Below are 15974 nucleotides of genomic sequence, written 5' to 3'. Positions count from 1 at the left end.
GGGTCACCGAACGCCCGTCCGCTTTCCTGTCTCCTCCCAATTTCATGGGGAGGTGGCGCGCCGCGCAGCGGCGTGACGGAGGGGGCGGCGCCGGCGGCCCAAAACAACCCCCTCGCGGTGACGACCCCCTACTTCCCGATGCAGAACGTCGAGAAGACCTCGCCGAGAATGTCCTCGACCCCGATCGCGCCCGTGACCCGGGCCAGGGCCTCCGCTGCCCGACGCAGATCGTCGCCCGCCATTTCGGGCGCGATATCCAGCGCCCGCCGTCCGGTCTCCACTGCGGCCAGCGCCTCTTCCAGTCTTCGCCGGTGCCGTTCCCGCGTCACCGCCGGGAAGTCCGCCCCGGACAGATCCCGCGCCAGCCGGGCGGCGATCCAGTCGTGCAACGCCGCCAGCCCCTCCCCCGTAGCAGTGCTGACGACGATGGACTCATGGTCCGCCGACGGCGCCGACCGGTCGATGTCGGCCTTGGTCAGAACCAGCAGGTCGCCCGGACGCACGAACGGCGCGGCTGCTCCCTCGCCATCCCCCGGCGCCCGCACCCACAGCCGCAGCTCCGCCTGCTCCGCTCGCGCCCGCGCCCGACGCACGCCCTCGGCCTCGACCACGTCATCGCTGTCACGCAGGCCGGCGGTGTCGGACAGGGTCACGGCGTATCCGCCGATGATCAGATCGGCGTCCAGAACGTCCCGGGTTGTCCCCGCGATCGGCGTGACGATCGCCGCCTCCCGCGCCACAAGGGCGTTGAACAGCGACGACTTGCCGGCGTTGGTCTCGCCGATCAGGACGATGCGATAGCCCTCGCGCACCCGCTCGCCGCGCCCCGCGTCGGCCAACGCCGCCTTCAGGTCAGCGATCAAACCGTCGAGTACCGGCCCCGCCGTCCGGGCCAGATTGTCCGGCACCTCTTCGTCAGGGAAGTCGATCTCGGCCTCGACCAGGGCCAGGGCCTTCAGCAGGGCGCGGCGGAATCCGGCGTAGGTTTCGGACAACGCCCCATCCAGCTGCCCCAGGGCCTGCGCCGCCTGGGCCGTCGTCTCGGCGTCGATCAGATCGGCCACCGCCTCGGCCTGGGCCAGGTCCATCCGCCCATTCTCGAACGCCCGGCGGGTGAACTCGCCCGGATCCGCCGGCCGCAGCCCGAGCGCGATCAGGGCCCCGCTCGCCGCCTCGACCACGGCCCGTCCGCCGTGCAGATGCAGTTCGGCGCAATCCTCGCCGGTGTAGGAGTTCGGCGCCGGAAAGCGCAGCACCAGCGCCTGGTCGATTTGCCGGCCTTCGAGGGCCAGCGTCCGCAGCGACGCCATCCGCGGTTTTGGCCCCGGCGCGCCGAGTGCGGCGAGGGCTTCATCCGTGCGCGGACCGGACAGGCGAATAATGGCGATCGCGCCCCGACCGGGAGGCGTGGCGAGAGCGAAGATGGTGTCGGTCAAATCTCTCCTCCCCATTCCATGGGGAGGTGGCGCGCCGCGCCAGCGGCGTGACGGAGGGGGCGACGTCGGCGTTCGGGATCAATGACCCCTCCACCGGTTCGCGGTCCCCCTCCCCACTGGCGTGGGGAGGAGACGGCGATCACGGCTTGACCGCCGCTTCCATCAGTTTGCGGAACTGGTCCTGGGCCTGAAGGCCGAAGCTGGTCCAGGTCTTCATCAGTTCGTCCGGCTGCATGGCCGTGATGTTCTCGTCCATCCGACGTTTCATCTCGGCGACCAGATGGTCGTTCAGCGGTGCGACGTCGGGCAGACCGAGGAAGGCGCGGGCCTCCGCCGGGGTGCAGTCGATCTCAACGTTGACCTTCATCGCGTCACTCCGTTTCACGTGAAACACGAGCCATCCGTGCGCGGATGGTCAGGTGTTCATCGACTGGAAGAAGTCGCCGTTGTTCTTCGACTGACGCAGCTTGTCGAGCAGGAATTCGATCGCGTCCTGCGGACCCATCGGGTTGAGGATCCGACGCAGGACATAGGTCTTGGCCAGCTGATCCTTCGGCGTGATGAGGTCTTCCTTGCGGGTGCCGGACTTGAGCACGTCGATGGCCGGGAAGATGCGCTTGTCAGCCACCTTGCGGTCCAGGACGATTTCCGAGTTACCGGTGCCCTTGAACTCTTCGAAGATCACTTCGTCCATGCGCGAGCCGGTGTCGATCAGGGCCGTAGCGATGATGGTCAGCGACCCACCCTGCTCCACGTTCCGCGCGGCGCCGAAGAAGCGCTTCGGACGCTGCAGGGCGTTGGCGTCGACACCGCCGGTCAGGACCTTGCCCGACGACGGAACGGTGGCGTTGTAGGCACGGCCCAGACGAGTGATCGAGTCCAGCAGGATGACCACGTCCTTCTTGTGCTCGACCAGGCGCTTGGCCTTTTCGATCACCATCTCGGCGACAGCGACGTGGCGGGTGGCCGGCTCGTCGAAGGTCGAGGCGATGACCTCGCCCTTCACCGTGCGCTGCATGTCCGTCACTTCTTCCGGGCGCTCGTCGATCAGCAGGACGATCAGGAAGACTTCCGGGTGATTGCGCTCGATCGACTTGGCGATGTTCTGCAGCATCACCGTCTTGCCGACCCGCGGCGGGGCGACGATCAGGCAGCGCTGGCCCTTGCCGAGCGGGGCGACGATGTCGATGACCCGGCCCGAGCGATCCTTCAGCGTCGGGTCCTGGATTTCCATGTGCAGCCGCTCTTCCGGATAGAGCGGCGTCAGGTTGTCGAACAGGACCTTGGTCTTGACCGTTTCCGGGTCCTCGAAATTGATCGAGTCGACCTTCAGCAGGGCGAAGTAGCGCTCGCCCTCGCGCGGACCGCGAACGGCGCCGTGAATGGTGTCGCCCGAGCGCAGGCCGAAGCGGCGGATCTGCGAAGGCGAAACATAGATATCGTCCGGGCCCGGAAGATAGTTGACGTCCGGGCTGCGCAGGAAGCCGAAGCCGTCCGGCAGGATCTCCAGCACGCCCGAGGCGATGATCTCCACCTCCTCGTCGGCCAGGGTCTTCAGGATGGCGAACAGCAGGTCCTGCTTGCGCAGGTTGGAAGCGTTCTCGATCTCCAGCTGCTCGGCGAAGGCGACCAGGTCGGCCGGCGTCTTCTCGGTCAGCTCTTCGAGCGTGATGCGGCCGTTGGGTACGATGGACTCGCCCTCATCCTCCTCGTCGTCGCCGGCCTCCTGATCGACCATCGGCAGGTCGGCGGCGGAGACCTCGTTGGTCGGCTGTTCGCCTTCCAGGTTCTCGGCTTCGGGGGCGGTCGGATCGGTGTCGCGGACGTCGGTCATGGAATTCTACTTCTGGCGTGCACGCCCGGGCGCTCGCCGGAGCGAGGTCGGGGCAGGCTGGCGATAGGTGGCCTCGCGGCCGGCAGGGAAGGCGATGGACTCCCGCTGGGTCGATCCGGCAGGCATCGCTGTAAGAGAGGGACCGTCCGGCGAGCGCCAGGATCGGTTCAGGACCAGCGAAACCACGCCCGGCCGACGAGGTCAAGCGCGGCCCTTTTCTTCCAGGCAGCTCCTGATAGGTTTTCTGCAACCGGGGAGGGCGCCGTGGGAACAATGTCTGTCGGACACTGGGTGATCGTAATGCTAATCGGCCTCGCGCCGATGCTGCCGATGGCCCTCTTTCTGAGGAAGGCCGGGTACAGTCCGTTCTGGGCCCTTCTCTGGATCCTGCCGATCATCAATGTGATCGCATTTGTCCTGTTCGCCTTCCTGGCGTCGCGAGGCCCGCGCGCGCCCTCCGGCAGCCCGTCAGTTGACGCCTAGAACGTCCACTCCGTCGTCACCGACAGGACGATGACGATGGCGATCAGGAACGGGATTTCGTTGGTCATGCGCCAGAAGCGGCCGGACTTGGTCGATGTCCCCGCCTGGATGCGCTTGAACTCACCGGCCAGGAAGCCGTGCCAACCCGACAGGGCCACGACGCCCAGCAGCTTGGTCACCATCCACGGTTGGGCGAGGAAGCCCCAGCCCTGGTTCTGGACGTGCAGGACGATCATCCACACGCCGAACACCCAGGCCGCGATCATGGCCGGATTGACGATGATCTTCAGCAGCCGGCGCTGCCATTCCCGCAGCAGCGCGCGCATGTCCGACCGCAGCGGTTCCGGCTTGTCGGCCTGTTCGGCGTCGTAGGCGTAAAGCCGCGGCAGGAACAGCATGCCGGCCATCCAGGCGATGACCGCGAGGATATGCAGTCCACGGATGATGTCGAAGGTCACGCGGCTCTCCGGTCGCAGGTTCTCGGACAGACCTTCCAGTCGGCCCGGCAGCCCGGCCCGTGCGGCTCCACCCCGCCCCGGCACAGCGCCTCGACCACAGCCTCGCCCAGGGTGTCGATAAAGGCCGGAGCCACGCCTACCGCCGGCACCCGCAGATACGGCTCTACGCCCAGCGTATGGGCCACTTCGGCGTACTCAATATCCAGCTCGACCAGGGTCTCGACGTGTTCGGAGACGAAGGCGACCGGAACCACAACCACGCCGACCTTGTCCCAGGCCGCCTGCTGGATGGCCTCGACGGTCGACGGGCCCAGCCATTTCATCGGCCCGACGCGGCTCTGGTAGCAGATGTCCCAGTCGGCCCCCCGTTCGCCCAGGCCGGCTTCGGCGGCGATGGCGGCGCAGGTGCTCTCGACCTGCTCCTGATACGGATCGCCCTTCTTCAGGACCAGGGTTTCGGGAATGCCGTGGGCCGAGAACAACACCCGCACCGGCCGGTCGCCCGCCTCGGCCCGCTTCAACCGCACAGCCCCGGCCTGAGCCGCGATCCAGCCGGGCGCCTCGGGATAGCAGCACACCGTCCGGCTCGCGCCCGGCCCGGCGTAGACTGCGTTCCAGCGCGCCAGGGAGCTCTCGGACGTCGTCGTCGAGAACTGCGGATACAGGGGCAGCAGCACGATCTCGTCCGGACCCCAGGCGGCCACATCGGCCGCCGTCTCCTCGGTCAGCGGCGCCCAGTAGCGCATGGCGATGAAGGCCCGAACCTCGTCGCCGGGCAGCCGGTTCGCCAGCACCGCTTCCAGCGCCGCCGCCTGCCCCCGCGTTTCGGGCAGCAACGGCGATCCGCCCCCCATCAGGGCGTAATTGGCCTGGGCCGTTTTCTCCCGACGGCTGGAGATCAGCTTCGCCAGCGGCGTGCGGAACAGGCCCGGCAGGCCGATGATGGCCGGGTCGTTGAACAGGTTGAACAGGAAGGGCTTCACCGAAGCCTGGTCGTCGGGTCCGCCGAGATTGAACAGGACGACGGCGATGCGGCGACCCGTCGGCGCGGTCATTGCGCGCCGATCCGCTTCAGAACCTGTTCCACATGAGCGATCGGCACATCCGGCAGAATGCCGTGGCCGAGGTTGAAGATCCACGGCCCCTTCCCCCAGGCCTCCAGCAGCTGATCGACGCGGCGATCCAGCATCGGCCCGCCGGCGCGCAGCAGCAGGGGGTCCAGCGCCCCCTGGATGGGTTTGATCGCCTGCACCCGCTTGCCGACCTCCAGCGGACAGGCGGTGTCCAGCGCCACGGCCTGCACGTCGCATTCGGCCGCATAGCGCTCCGCCAGCGCCGCGGACCCCCTCGGGAAGCCGATCAGCGGCACGGTCACGCCCAGCTCGCGGACCCGTTTCACCAGCTTCTGATGCGGCTTCAGCACCAGGCTTTCGAACAGATCGTCCGGCAGGCCCTCGGCCCAGCTCTCGAAGATCTTCAGCGTCTGCGCCCCGGCGTCGGCCTGCATCTTCAGATAATGCGCGGTCGCCTCGACCAGCACGTCCAGCACGGCCTGGACCTTCTCCGGCTCGGCGTAGGCGTAGGTTCGCGCCTGGGCCCGCTCGCCCTTGCCGATGGTCCGCGCCTCGCCGTCCAGCATATAGGTCGCCACCGTCCACGGCGCGCCCGCGAAGCCGATCAGGGCCCGCTCCGGCTCCAGGTTCTCCCGGACGATCGACAGCGTCTGTCCAACCTGCTTCAGCGCCTCGCCGGCCCCGGCGGCCTTCTCCCGCATGCTTTCCACAGACGGCAGCGCGCCCAGCCGCGGTCCCTCGCCCGCCTCGAACCACACCTCCTGGCCGAGGGCCTGAGGGATCAGCAGGATGTCTGCGAACACGATCGCCGCGTCGAAGCCGAACCGCCGCATCGGCTGCAGCGTCGCTTCGGCGGCCTTCTCAGGGTTGAGGCAAAACGAGATGAAGTCGGGAGTCGTCGCCCGGAGAGCCCGGTACTCCGGCAGATAGCGCCCCGCCTGGCGCATGAACCACACCGGCGGTCGCTCCGTCGTCTCGCCGGCGAGGGCCTTGAGGAACAGGGGCGTATCGGTCCGGGAGGTCATCACCACCGGACTTACCGGGGGCGTGCTCCACGCTCAAGCCCAGGCCTGTGTCGCACCCCTTCCTTCTCATCATTTGAATCGAAGATATTTGGTAGGAAGTGGCTTGGGCGGGGGATGGCGGGGACAAGTCGGCGAAATCGACCGGTTCCGGAGCGGTTGTCCGCAGATAGCCACAGGCCCTTCGACAGGTCCGGGCCCCCCTGTCGATACCGGGGATAATCCTTAACAAGGCCTTAACATCGGGCTTTTCCGGGGGTTTGGAGCCCTCGCCCGGCCTGGGCGCCGACCGCTCCCTCGACGGGTCTTCCACAGAGCGCGTCGATCGCCGGGACGGTCCGTGGACGAACCTTCGGACGGCGGCCTTCGCCATCCACCTTCATCCCGCTCGCGAGCTCGACCATGGCCCGCTATAGAGATCGGCGCCCGGCCGTCCGCAGAACGGCGCACTGCCCCGTCCACAGGAGTCTGCCCCATGGACCTCCGTTTCCCCGGCCGCCGATGAGCTTCTCCACATGAGTCCCGCCCGTCCGGCCGGGCCGTCGCGTCTGGCCACCTATTTCCACGTCCATCTCGTTTCGGACTCCACCGGCGAGACCCTGAACGCCATGGCCAAGGCCGTGGTGGCGCGCTTCGACGGCGTCATCCCCATCGAGCACATCTACGCCCTGGTCCGTTCGGAGCGGCAGATGGAGCGGGTGCTGGAGGAGATCGCCTCGGCCCCCGGCGTGGTTCTGCACACCCTCGTCGACCGTGAGCTGCGCGAACAGCTGGAGGAAGGGTGCCGTAAGCTGGACATGCCCCAGATCGCGGCACTGGATCCGCTGGTCGGGGCCCTGTCGCGCTATCTCGGCGCGGCCCTGTCGACCCGCGTGGGCGCCCAGCACGCGCTCGACACCGACTATTTCAATCGCATCGCCGCGCTGGACTTCGCCATGGCCCACGACGACGGTCAGGGCTCGACCGAACAGCTGGAAAGCGCCGACGTCGTCCTGTGCGGGGTCAGCCGCACGTCCAAGACCCCGACCTGCATCTACCTGGCCCACCGGGGCATCCGCGCCGCCAATGTGCCTCTCGTCCCTGGTCAGGAGGACGGCGAACGCCTAGTCGGCCTCAAGAACCCTCTGGTTATCGGCCTGACCGTCTCGCCGGACCGTCTGGTCCAGATCCGCCGCAACCGTCTGGACGGGCTGAACGCCAGCCGCGCCTCCTCCTACATCGACCACGACGCCGTCCGTGACGAGACGGTCAAGGCGCGCCGGGCCTTCGAACGCCGGGGCTGGCCGGTCATCGACGTGACCCGCCGCTCGGTCGAGGAAACCGCCGCCGCCATCATCAATGTGCTCAACGAGCGCCGCACCCATCGCGTGGGGGCCGCATGGTGATTTCTGATGCGCTATCGCCCTTCGGGCTACTTGAGCGCGGGGAACGCCTTATCCTCGCTTCAAAGAGCGCCGCCCGCCGCGCCATGCTGGAGGGCGCCGGCGTGCCCTTCGCCGTCCAGGTCGCCGATGTCGACGAAGATGCGGTCAAGGCGACCCACGATCCGGCCGACGCCGCCGGCCTCGCGGTCGAACTGGCCCGGATCAAGGCGCTGGCCGTCTCCCGCCATGACGCCGACGCCTGGGTTCTCGGCGCCGACCAGACCCTCGCTTTCGATGGCGGTCTCGTCTCCAAGGCCGGCTCGCTGGACGAGGCCCGCGATCGCCTGCGCGCCATGCGTGGCCGCACCCACCATCTGCATTCCGGCGCCGCCCTCGCCCACAACGGACAGATCGTCTGGTCGGGCGTGGACACGGCGGCGATGAAGGTGCGCGCCTTCTCCGACGATTTCCTCGACGCCTACCTGGCCGCTGAGGGCGAAGGTCTGCTGTCCTGTGTCGGCTCCTACCGGCTCGAGGGCATGGGCTCGCAACTGTTCGAGGCGGTCGACGGCGACTATTTCACCGTCCTGGGCCTGCCGTTGTGGCGGGTTCTGGAGGAGCTCCGGCGCGCCGGAGTGCTTCGCTCATGACCATCCGCGCCGGTGTCACCGGTCAGCCGATCGCCCATTCCCTCAGTCCGGTCATCCACGGGGCCTGGATCGCGGCGGCGGGACTGGATGCGCGGTACGACGCCCTCGCGCCGGACGGAGCCATCGGCTTCCAGGCGCTGGTGGCCCAGGGCCGGCGCGGCGCCCTGCGCGGCCTCAACGTCACCGCCCCGTTCAAGGAGCAGGCCCTGTCGCTCGCCGACCAGGCCGGATCGACCGCGCGCGCCTGCGGTTCGGCCAATCTTCTGGTGTTCGAGGAAGGCTCGGTGCTCGCCTACAGCACCGACGGCGAAGGCCTGTTGTCCGCCCTCGCCGAACAGGCGCCGGGACTGGACCTCCGGAGCCGGCCGGTGGTCGTGCTGGGCGCCGGCGGCGCGGCCCGTGCGGCGGCGCATGCCCTGAAGGCGGCCGGCGCCGACGTCGGGGTGCTGAACCGCACTCTGGCCCGCGCCCATGGTCTCGCCGAAGACCTCGGCGTCCGCGCCGCCGACGCCGATGCGCTTCCCGAGGCCGCCCTGGTGGTCAACGCCCTCAGCGTCCGGCCCGAGATCGATTTGTCCCTTCTGCGGTCCGACGCCGTTCTGATGGACATGACCTATCGTCCCCTGATGACGGACTTTCTCCTCGCCGGCCGGGCGCGCGGCCTGGTCATCGTCGATGGTCTGGCCATGCTGATCGGGCAGGCCCGCCCGTCGTTCCGCGCCTTCTTCGGCATTGAACCGCCCGCGATCGACATCCGGGCGGTCGCCCTGGCGGCTATGGAGGCCGTGGCATGATCGTTCTCGGACTGACCGGCTCTATCGGCATGGGCAAGTCGACCACCACCGCCATGTTCGCGGACCGGGGCGCCATGGTCTGGAACGCCGACGACGCCGTGCACCAACTCTATGCCCGCGGCGGCGCGGCGGTCGAACCCGTTGAAGCCGCCTTCCCCGGTGTGGTCGTAGACGGCGCGGTCGACCGGACCCGTCTGGCGGCGGCGCTGGGCCGCGACGATCAGGCCTTCCGCCGCCTGGAGGCCATCGTCCATCCGCTGGTGGTGCGAGGCCGGCTGGATGATCTGGAGGCGGCGGCCGCGGGCGGCGTGAAACTGGCCGTGCTCGACATCCCCCTGCTGTTCGAAACCGGCGGCGACGCCGCGGTGGACGCCGTTATCGTCGTCACCGCCGATCCCGAAATCCAGGCCGCCCGCGTCCTCGCCCGCGCCGGCATGACCCGCGAGCGCTTTGAAGCCATTCTCAGCCAGCAGCTGCCGGACGCGGAGAAGCGCCGTCGCGCCCATTTCGTGATCGATACCGGTCACGGCCTGAACGCCGCCCGCGCCCAGGTCGACGAAATCGTGGGGATGGTTCTCGCCCCGGGGTGGACCGCGCCCGGTCCGCGCCTTCCGGAAACCGGCAAACCATCCCATTAAGGGGACATGGCGCGCGAAATCGTTCTCGATACCGAAACCACCGGCTTTGACCCGAAAACCGGCGACCGGCTGATCGAGGTCGGCTGTATCGAGATCGAGGACCTGCTGCCCACCGGGCGCACCTTCCACACCCTCGTGAACCCCGAGCGGCTGATCCCGCCGGACGCCATCCGGGTGCACGGCATCACCGACGACAAGGTGAAGGACGCGCCGAAATTCCACGAGATCGTCGGCGATCTGATGGCCTTCATCGGCGACGCGCCGATCATCGCCCACAACGCCAATTTCGACCGCAACTTCATCGACTTCGAGTGCGGCCGCTGCAAACATCCGTTCCCGGGCGAGGATCGCTGGATCGACACGCTGAAGCTGGCCCAGACCCGCTTCCCGGGCATGCCCAACTCGCTGGACGCCCTGTGCAAGCGCTTCAAGGTCAGCCTGGCCGACCGGACTTTCCACGGCGCCCTGATCGACGCCCGTCTGCTGGCCGAGGTTTATCTGGAGCTGCGCGGCGGCAAGGAACGCCGGCTGGACCTGTCGGCGGCGCGGACCACGGTCGCGATCGGTCCGACGGCCGTCAGCGCCTACGGCCCCCGTCCGCATGCGCTTGAGCCCCGCTCGACCGACGCCGAGCGCGCGGCCCATGAGGCCTTCCTGCTGGCGACCTTCAAGGATCGTTCGCTGTGGGAAAGCTATGGCCTTCCGGCCATGGAAAAGGCGTCCGCCGCCTGACGGACGCCTCTTCAAGGTCGATCAGGGCCTGAGCCCTGAATTCAGGCCTGGCTGACCTGGGCGGCGCCGGCGGCCTGCTGCTGGCGGGCCAGGTAGATGGCGCCGAAATCGATCGGATCCAGCATGAAGGGCGGATAGAAGCCGCCGTCCGACGTGGCGCGCGCGACGATCTCGCGGGCGAACGGGAACAGGTAGCGCGGGCATTCGATCAGCAGCAGCGGCTCGATGTCCTGCTCCGGCACGCCGTAGAGGGCGAACAGGCCGCCGTACAGCAGCTCGACGTTGAACACGGTCATCGCGTCGGTGGTGGCCTTGATGGTCAGGCGCAGATCGACTTCGAACAGACCGTCCTTGCGGCCCTGGGCGTTCATTTCGACGCCGAGGTCGATGGCCGGGCGGCCGTCGATGCGCAGGCTGTCAGGGGCCTTCGGGTTCTCGAAGGACAGGTCCTTCACGTACTGGGCGACGATGCGGAAGCCCGGGCCCACGGGAGCCTGGCCGCCGTTCTCGGCGGGACCGGACGGGTTGGCGTCGGCGGGAGGAGCGGCGTCGGTCATCGGCGAAAGTCTGTCTGGAATGTGGCTGGGACGAGGCCCGGAAGGCGCGGCGACTAGCACGCGCCGGATCATGCGGCAACGAGGCACGCCCCCGGAGGGGGGCGCCGCGCCTTGCGCCGCCCCATATCAGACCGTAAGCGTCGTCAGCCACGCCCGTCTCAGACGGACGTCAGTCAGGGAATGCCCGTGCCGGTTCAGGTTCAGATCATTATCTTCGCGGCCATCGCCGCCTTCGTGCTGTTCCAGCTCTACAACGTGCTGGGCAAGAAGGTCGGCCGCCAGCCTGAAGACGATGCGCGCGCCCAGCCCGCGGGCGTCACCGCCAACCCGGCCGATCCGGCTGCGGGCCGCACCAATGTCCTCGACGCCGTCACACTGGCCTCCATCGCCGGCCTGAAGGCGCGCGACCCGGGCTTCGACCCGGTCCGCTTCCTCGAGGGCGCCCGTCAGGCCCACGAGACCATCGTTCGCGCCTACGCCTCGGGCGACCGCACGACGCTGAAGCCGCTGCTGACCCCGACCGTCATGAACTCGTTCGAGGCCGGCATCGCCGCCCGCGAGGCCCGCGGCGAGACCGAGGTCGCCGAATTCGTCCACCCCGCCCGCGCCGATCTGGAGCTGGCCACGGCCGAGGAAAATCGCGCCGTCGCCAAGGTCCGCTTCCTGGCCGAACTGCGCAATCGCGTGAAGTCGGCCGACGCGGCCGCCGAGGAGCAGGTCGAGGAGCGTCGTGTCGCCGAGATCTGGACCTTCGAACGCATCCTGGGCGCCAGCGACCCGAACTGGGTCCTGGCCCGCACCGAACCCGCCAACGCATGATCCGCGACCGGTCCGCCCGTGGCAGCGCGGGCCGGGCCTGCGCGCTCCTGCTTCTCCTGACGCTCGCCGCCTGTGCGACCGGCCGCAAGGCCGAGCCGCCGGTGGAGACGCCTGCGCCCATCCCGGCGCCCGCGACCCCGGCTCCCGTCCCGGCCGAGCCGGCGCCTTCACCGTCTCCTGAACCCATGGCCGTCAGCCCCGCGACCCTGCCCGGCTGGGAGCGCGAGGATCACCTGGCCGCCTTCCGCGCCTGGACCGCTGGCTGCCGCGCCGCCCGCACCCCGGCCGGTCGCGACCTGTGCGCCCGCGCACGCGCCATGGGCGAGGTGACGCCGTCCGAGGCCCGCGCCTTCTTCGAAACCGGCTTCGCGGTCGTTCCGGCCCGCACCAATGACGGCGGCCCCGGCCTCCTGACCTCCTATTTCGCGCCCGAGTACCAGGCCCGCCGGTCCCGGGACGGCGAGTTCGACGCCCCGGTCCTCGCCGCGCCCGCCGGCTGGTCGCGCGGCCAGACCCTGCCCGCCCGTTCCGCTATCGAGGCCGATCCGCCGACCCCCGTCCTCGCCTGGATGCGGGCCGAGGACCTGTTCTTTATGCAGATCCAGGGCTCGGGCTATCTGACCTTCGAGGACGGCTCGCGCCTGCGCGCCGCCTACGCCGCCGACAACGGCCGGCCCTTCACCGGCATCGCCCGCCCCATGGCCGAACAGGGCCTGCTGCCGCGCAACGGGACATCGGGCGAGGCCATCCGCGCCTGGCTGGCGGCCCATCGCGGGCCTGAGGCCCGGGCCGTGATGGCGCAGAACCCGCGCTACATCTTCTTCCGCACCGACCCCGACGACGGCGGCGATCCGCCGGGCGCCGCCGGCATCGCCCTCCCGGCCCGCCGCTCCATCGCCGTCGACCCGTCCTACTGGACCTACGGCGACCTGGTCTGGATTTCCGCCGACGCCGGCAACCTCGCCGGCGCGCGCAGCAGCTACGAAGGCCTCGTCATGGCCCTGGACACCGGCTCCGCCATCCGCGGCCCCGTCCGCGCCGACCTCTATATGGGCCGCGGCGCCATCGCGGGCGAAGAAGCCGGCTCCGTCCGCCACCCGCTCAGAATGTGGAAGCTGGTTCCGAAGGGCTAGCGCCGCTTCAGACCTCCCAGCAGTCCCCGCAGCAACTCCCGCGTCAGCGTCGAGCCCGCCGTGCGCATCATCGACTTGGTCATCGCCTCCATCGGCGTCTGGCGGTTCGAGCGGCGCGCCGGGGTCTGCGCGCGGGCGGCCTCGCGGTCGTGGCGGACCTGTTCCTTCGCCCGCGCATCGGCGGCCTTCTGGGCGTCCTTCGCCGCAGCGGCGTCGGACTTCGCCCGGGCTTCGGCGGCCGCGGCCTGGGCCGCCGCCTGATCGGCCTCGCCCCGGCGGGCGGCGAGGATCTCCTCGGCGGACTCGCGGTCGACCGGGGTGTCGTAGATCCCCCGCACCGGGCTGGCGGCCATCACCGCGGCCCGCTCGGCGTCGGTGGCGGGTCCCAGGCGCGAGTCCGGCGGCCGGATCTTCGTATTGGCCACGACGTTCGGCGCGCCCTTCTCGTCCAGGGTCGAGACCAGCGCCTCGCCGACACCCAGCGCCTGGATGGCGTCGGCGGTGTCGAAGGCGGGATTGGCGCGGAAGCTTTCCGACGCCGCCTTCAGCCCGCGCTGCTCGGCCGGCGTATAGGCGCGCAGCGCGTGCTGGATGCGGTTGCCCAGCTGGGCCAGCACGCTGTCGGGAATGTCGGCGGGGTTCTGGGTGACGAAATAGACGCCGACCCCCTTCGACCGGATCAGCCGAACCACCTGCTCGACCTTCTCACGCAGCGCCGGCGGCGTGTCGTTGAACAGCAGGTGCGCCTCGTCGAAGAAGAACACCAGCCGCGGCTTGTCCGGGTCGCCCACCTCCGGCAGCTGCTCGAACAGCTCCGACAGCAGCCACAGCAGGAAGGCCGCGTACAGGCGCGGACTGCCCATCAGCTTCGTGGCGTCCAGCACATTGACCTGGCCGCGCCCGTCCAGGCCGGTGCGCATCATGTCCTCCAGCCGCAGCGCCGGCTCGCCGAAGAAGGACGTTCCGCCCTGCTGCTCCAGCTGCAGGATCGACCGCTGGATGGCGGCGATCGAGGCCGGGGCGACATTACCCACCTCCCGCCCGATCCGCTCGGCGTTCTCGCCGACGTAGACCAGCATCGAGCGCAGATCGTCGAGGTCCAGCAGCAGCAGCCCCTCCTTGTCGGCGACGTGGAAGATCACCGACAGCACGCCCTCCTGCACCTCGTTGAGGTTCAGCATCCGCGCCAGCAGCAGCGGACCGATCTCGCTGACGGTGGTGCGGATCGAGTGGCCCTTCAGGCCGTACAGGTCCCAGAACACCACCGGCGCCGCCTTCGGCTGCAGCGTCAGCCCCATCTCGGCGCCCCGTGCCAGCAGCTTCTCGTTGGGTGCGCCCGGCATGCAGATGCCCGACAGGTCGCCCTTCACGTCGGCGCAGAACACCGGCACGCCGGCGTCGGAAAAGCCCTGGGCCATGATCTGCAGGGTCACCGTCTTGCCGGTCCCGGTCGCCCCCGCGACCACCCCGTGGCGGTTGGCGCGGTTGAACAGCAACCGTTCCGGCTTGTCGGATTGGCCGAGGAACAGGAAGGAGGCGGGGTCGGTCATGGGAACTCCCGGTGAAGGCTGACGCTGATGGTCTAACGCGCGGCGGGACGGTTCAAGGCCGTTGACGCCGGGTCATGGGACCTTGACCATATGACGATGAAGCCGCCGATCACCGTTCCGACCTCGACCGTGGCCCGCAACGCGCTGGTGGCCATCGCCATCGTCGCCGTCGGAGCGGCGGCCTACTGGCTCAGCGACATCCTGACGCCGCTGGCCATGGCCATCTTCCTGCTGATCATGATCGACGGGGTGAAGCGCACCATCGAGGCGCGGACCCGCATCCCGCACCGCTTCGCCGGCGCCGCCGCCCTGATCGTCGTAGTCATGCTGTTCTTCGCCTCGATCGCCATCATCGTGAACGGCGCATCCAGCTTCTTCGCCGACGCCACCGGCGTCTGGGCCCGCATGGGGCCGAGACTGGATCGCATCGTCCTCGACGCCAGCCATATGGTGGGCATCGAGAGCGCCCCCACCGCCGCCGAGCTGATGAACCAGCTCGACATGCGCAGTTATCTGACCAGCACGGCCATGCAGGCCCAGGGCACCCTGACCGGCGCCTTCTTCGTCATGGTCTATCTGGCCTTCCTGCTCGCCTCCCAGGCCGGCTTCCGCCGCAAGATCGTCGGCATGTTCCCCGACCGCACCGCCCGCAACGAGGCCATGGAGGTCTTCCAGCGGGTCCGCGGCGGGGTCGAGGGCTACATCTGGGTCCAGGCTGTCACCGGAGCCATGATCTGCGCCGCCGCCTGGGTGCTGATGCGCGCCGTCGGCCTGCAGAATGCGGAGTTCTGGACCTTCGTCATCTTCATCGTCGGCTTCATCCCGGTTCTGGGCGGGGCGGTGGCCGGTCTCGTCCCGCCGCTGTTCGCCCTCGTCCAGTTCCAGACCTATTGGCAGGCCGGCGTCCTGCTGGTCGGCCTGCAGGCCATCCTGTTCATCAGCGGCAACTTCATCCAGCCGCGCATGCAGGGCGAGAACCAGAACATCGACCCCGTCGTGGTGCTCCTGTCCCTCGCCTTCTGGGGCAAGCTCTGGGGCGTGGTCGGCATGTTCCTGTCGACCCCGTTGGCGGTCATGGCCATGGCCATCCTGGCCGAGTTCAAGGGCTCGCGCTGGATGGCCATCCTGCTGTCCGGCGACGGCGAGCCCTATGCCGAGCATGACGAGCCGGCGCCCGCGAAGGGCAAGCGGCGCCGCGTCAACCCGCCGCACTCTGAGGGCGGCTGAGGGCCTCCGGCGCCCTTGATTGGCCACAACCGGCGCCTATCTCACCCCTGTCGCCGCGGCCCCCTCCCCTCCCCCAAGGCCGCGGTGGAAAAGATCGGCGCCACCCCTCCCCCTCCTGGGCGCCGGTCCGAAGAGGCCGCCGGACGAGAGTCCGGCGGCCTTGTCGTTTCCGGATCAGATTATTGCGTTTTCGGACCCGTGCGC

Annotated in this window: 16 protein-coding genes; 8 read left to right on the top strand and 8 right to left on the bottom strand. The window is 69.2% G+C overall.

Going from position 1 to position 15974, the window contains the following annotated elements:
* Positions 1–128: 128 nt before the first annotated feature.
* The 6 genes from mnmE to hemE all read right to left on the bottom strand — a co-directional run bounded on the left by mnmE (position 129) and on the right by hemE (position 6309).
* Entirely contained in the window at positions 129–1436 is a 1308-nt protein-coding gene (gene mnmE, locus GGR12_RS01670; RefSeq protein WP_183202205.1) for a tRNA uridine-5-carboxymethylaminomethyl(34) synthesis GTPase MnmE, read from the bottom strand.
* Positions 1437–1575: 139 nt separating this feature from the next.
* Positions 1576–1803, bottom strand: coding sequence for a DUF6489 family protein (locus GGR12_RS01665; RefSeq protein ID WP_183202203.1), 228 nt, complete (start codon positions 1801–1803; stop codon positions 1576–1578).
* Positions 1804–1851: 48 nt separating this feature from the next.
* Positions 1852–3270, bottom strand: a complete 1419-nt coding sequence (gene rho, locus GGR12_RS01660) for a transcription termination factor Rho (RefSeq protein ID WP_183202201.1) — start codon at positions 3268–3270, stop codon at positions 1852–1854.
* Between the two features lie 479 nt (positions 3271–3749).
* Entirely contained in the window at positions 3750–4211 is a 462-nt protein-coding gene (locus GGR12_RS01655; RefSeq protein ID WP_343053055.1) for a CopD family protein, read from the bottom strand.
* A complete protein-coding gene (hemH, locus tag GGR12_RS01650; protein WP_183202199.1) occupies positions 4208–5266 on the bottom strand; it encodes a ferrochelatase in 1059 nt (352 codons plus the stop codon). The genes GGR12_RS01655 and hemH overlap by 4 nt, the downstream gene beginning before the upstream one ends.
* The gene (hemE, locus tag GGR12_RS01645; protein WP_183202197.1) at positions 5263–6309 is read right to left on the bottom strand and encodes a uroporphyrinogen decarboxylase; all 1047 of its coding nucleotides are present in this window, start codon (positions 6307–6309) and stop codon (positions 5263–5265) included. Before hemE ends, hemH begins: the two co-directional genes overlap by 4 nt.
* 512 nt (positions 6310–6821) lie before the next feature.
* On the opposite strand from hemE, the gene GGR12_RS01640 reads away from it, so the two are divergent.
* From GGR12_RS01640 to dnaQ, 5 genes are read left to right on the top strand one after another with little or no spacing between them, the layout of a single operon-like run.
* Positions 6822–7691, top strand: a complete 870-nt coding sequence (locus GGR12_RS01640) for a pyruvate, water dikinase regulatory protein (protein ID WP_183202195.1) — start codon at positions 6822–6824, stop codon at positions 7689–7691.
* Complete coding sequence (locus GGR12_RS01635) at positions 7685–8320, top strand: Maf family protein (RefSeq protein ID WP_183202193.1); 636 nt, start codon at positions 7685–7687, stop codon at positions 8318–8320. Before GGR12_RS01640 ends, GGR12_RS01635 begins: the two co-directional genes overlap by 7 nt.
* Entirely contained in the window at positions 8317–9114 is a 798-nt protein-coding gene (locus GGR12_RS01630; protein WP_183202191.1) for a shikimate dehydrogenase family protein, read from the top strand. Before GGR12_RS01635 ends, GGR12_RS01630 begins: the two co-directional genes overlap by 4 nt.
* Positions 9111–9752, top strand: coding sequence for a dephospho-CoA kinase (coaE, locus tag GGR12_RS01625; RefSeq protein WP_183202189.1), 642 nt, complete (start codon positions 9111–9113; stop codon positions 9750–9752). Before GGR12_RS01630 ends, coaE begins: the two co-directional genes overlap by 4 nt.
* Positions 9753–9758: 6 nt before the next feature.
* Positions 9759–10484 carry a DNA polymerase III subunit epsilon gene (dnaQ, locus tag GGR12_RS01620; RefSeq protein WP_183202188.1) on the top strand — a complete coding sequence of 242 codons (726 nt, stop codon included), beginning with the start codon at positions 9759–9761 and terminating at the stop codon, positions 10482–10484.
* A gap of 41 nt (positions 10485–10525) precedes the next feature.
* Here dnaQ and secB read toward each other — a convergent pair whose 3' ends face one another.
* Positions 10526–11041 (bottom strand): protein-export chaperone SecB, encoded by a 516-nt coding sequence (gene secB, locus GGR12_RS01615; RefSeq protein ID WP_183202186.1) that lies wholly within the window; start codon positions 11039–11041, stop codon positions 10526–10528.
* Positions 11042–11221: 180 nt separating this feature from the next.
* Here secB and timA point away from each other — a divergent pair, with 180 nt between their 5' ends.
* Both timA and GGR12_RS01605 read left to right on the top strand, forming a co-directional pair.
* The gene (gene timA, locus GGR12_RS01610) at positions 11222–11860 is read left to right on the top strand and encodes a TIM44-related membrane protein TimA (RefSeq protein ID WP_183202184.1); all 639 of its coding nucleotides are present in this window, start codon (positions 11222–11224) and stop codon (positions 11858–11860) included.
* The gene (locus GGR12_RS01605; protein WP_183202182.1) at positions 11857–12993 is read left to right on the top strand and encodes an MltA domain-containing protein; all 1137 of its coding nucleotides are present in this window, start codon (positions 11857–11859) and stop codon (positions 12991–12993) included. Before timA ends, GGR12_RS01605 begins: the two co-directional genes overlap by 4 nt.
* On the opposite strand, the gene GGR12_RS01600 is transcribed toward GGR12_RS01605, so the two are convergent.
* The gene (locus GGR12_RS01600) at positions 12990–14543 is read right to left on the bottom strand and encodes a helicase HerA-like domain-containing protein (protein ID WP_183202180.1); all 1554 of its coding nucleotides are present in this window, start codon (positions 14541–14543) and stop codon (positions 12990–12992) included. The genes GGR12_RS01605 and GGR12_RS01600 overlap by 4 nt on opposite strands.
* A gap of 90 nt (positions 14544–14633) precedes the next feature.
* Between GGR12_RS01600 and GGR12_RS01595 the strand changes: the two genes are divergently transcribed.
* Positions 14634–15770, top strand: coding sequence for an AI-2E family transporter (locus tag GGR12_RS01595; RefSeq protein WP_246328707.1), 1137 nt, complete (start codon positions 14634–14636; stop codon positions 15768–15770).
* Positions 15771–15974: the final 204 nt, after the last annotated feature.

Source organism: Brevundimonas lenta (assembly GCF_014196335.1).
GTDB lineage: Bacteria > Pseudomonadota > Alphaproteobacteria > Caulobacterales > Caulobacteraceae > Brevundimonas > Brevundimonas lenta.
Note: the sequence above shows the minus strand (reverse complement) of the source record. Positions and strands in the feature narration are given on the sequence as shown.

Excerpts from the sequence above, each read along its gene's own strand:
- GGR12_RS01605 (WP_183202182.1), top strand. The coding sequence starts at position 11,857 with ATGATCCGCGACCGGTCCGCCCGTGGCAGCGCGGGCCGGGCCTGCGCG.
- GGR12_RS01640 (WP_183202195.1), top strand. The coding sequence starts at position 6,822 with ATGAGTCCCGCCCGTCCGGCCGGGCCGTCGCGTCTGGCCACCTATTTC.
- GGR12_RS01635 (WP_183202193.1), top strand. The coding sequence starts at position 7,685 with ATGGTGATTTCTGATGCGCTATCGCCCTTCGGGCTACTTGAGCGCGGG.
- hemE (WP_183202197.1), bottom strand. The coding sequence starts at position 6,309 with ATGACCTCCCGGACCGATACGCCCCTGTTCCTCAAGGCCCTCGCCGGC.
- GGR12_RS01600 (WP_183202180.1), bottom strand. The coding sequence starts at position 14,543 with ATGACCGACCCCGCCTCCTTCCTGTTCCTCGGCCAATCCGACAAGCCG.
- secB (WP_183202186.1), bottom strand. The coding sequence starts at position 11,041 with ATGACCGACGCCGCTCCTCCCGCCGACGCCAACCCGTCCGGTCCCGCC.
- coaE (WP_183202189.1), top strand. The coding sequence starts at position 9,111 with ATGATCGTTCTCGGACTGACCGGCTCTATCGGCATGGGCAAGTCGACC.
- hemH (WP_183202199.1), bottom strand. The coding sequence starts at position 5,266 with ATGACCGCGCCGACGGGTCGCCGCATCGCCGTCGTCCTGTTCAATCTC.
- GGR12_RS01595 (WP_246328707.1), top strand. The coding sequence starts at position 14,634 with ATGACGATGAAGCCGCCGATCACCGTTCCGACCTCGACCGTGGCCCGC.
- timA (WP_183202184.1), top strand. The coding sequence starts at position 11,222 with ATGCCCGTGCCGGTTCAGGTTCAGATCATTATCTTCGCGGCCATCGCC.
- GGR12_RS01665 (WP_183202203.1), bottom strand. The coding sequence starts at position 1,803 with ATGAAGGTCAACGTTGAGATCGACTGCACCCCGGCGGAGGCCCGCGCC.
- GGR12_RS01630 (WP_183202191.1), top strand. The coding sequence starts at position 8,317 with ATGACCATCCGCGCCGGTGTCACCGGTCAGCCGATCGCCCATTCCCTC.
- rho (WP_183202201.1), bottom strand. The coding sequence starts at position 3,270 with ATGACCGACGTCCGCGACACCGATCCGACCGCCCCCGAAGCCGAGAAC.
- dnaQ (WP_183202188.1), top strand. The coding sequence starts at position 9,759 with ATGGCGCGCGAAATCGTTCTCGATACCGAAACCACCGGCTTTGACCCG.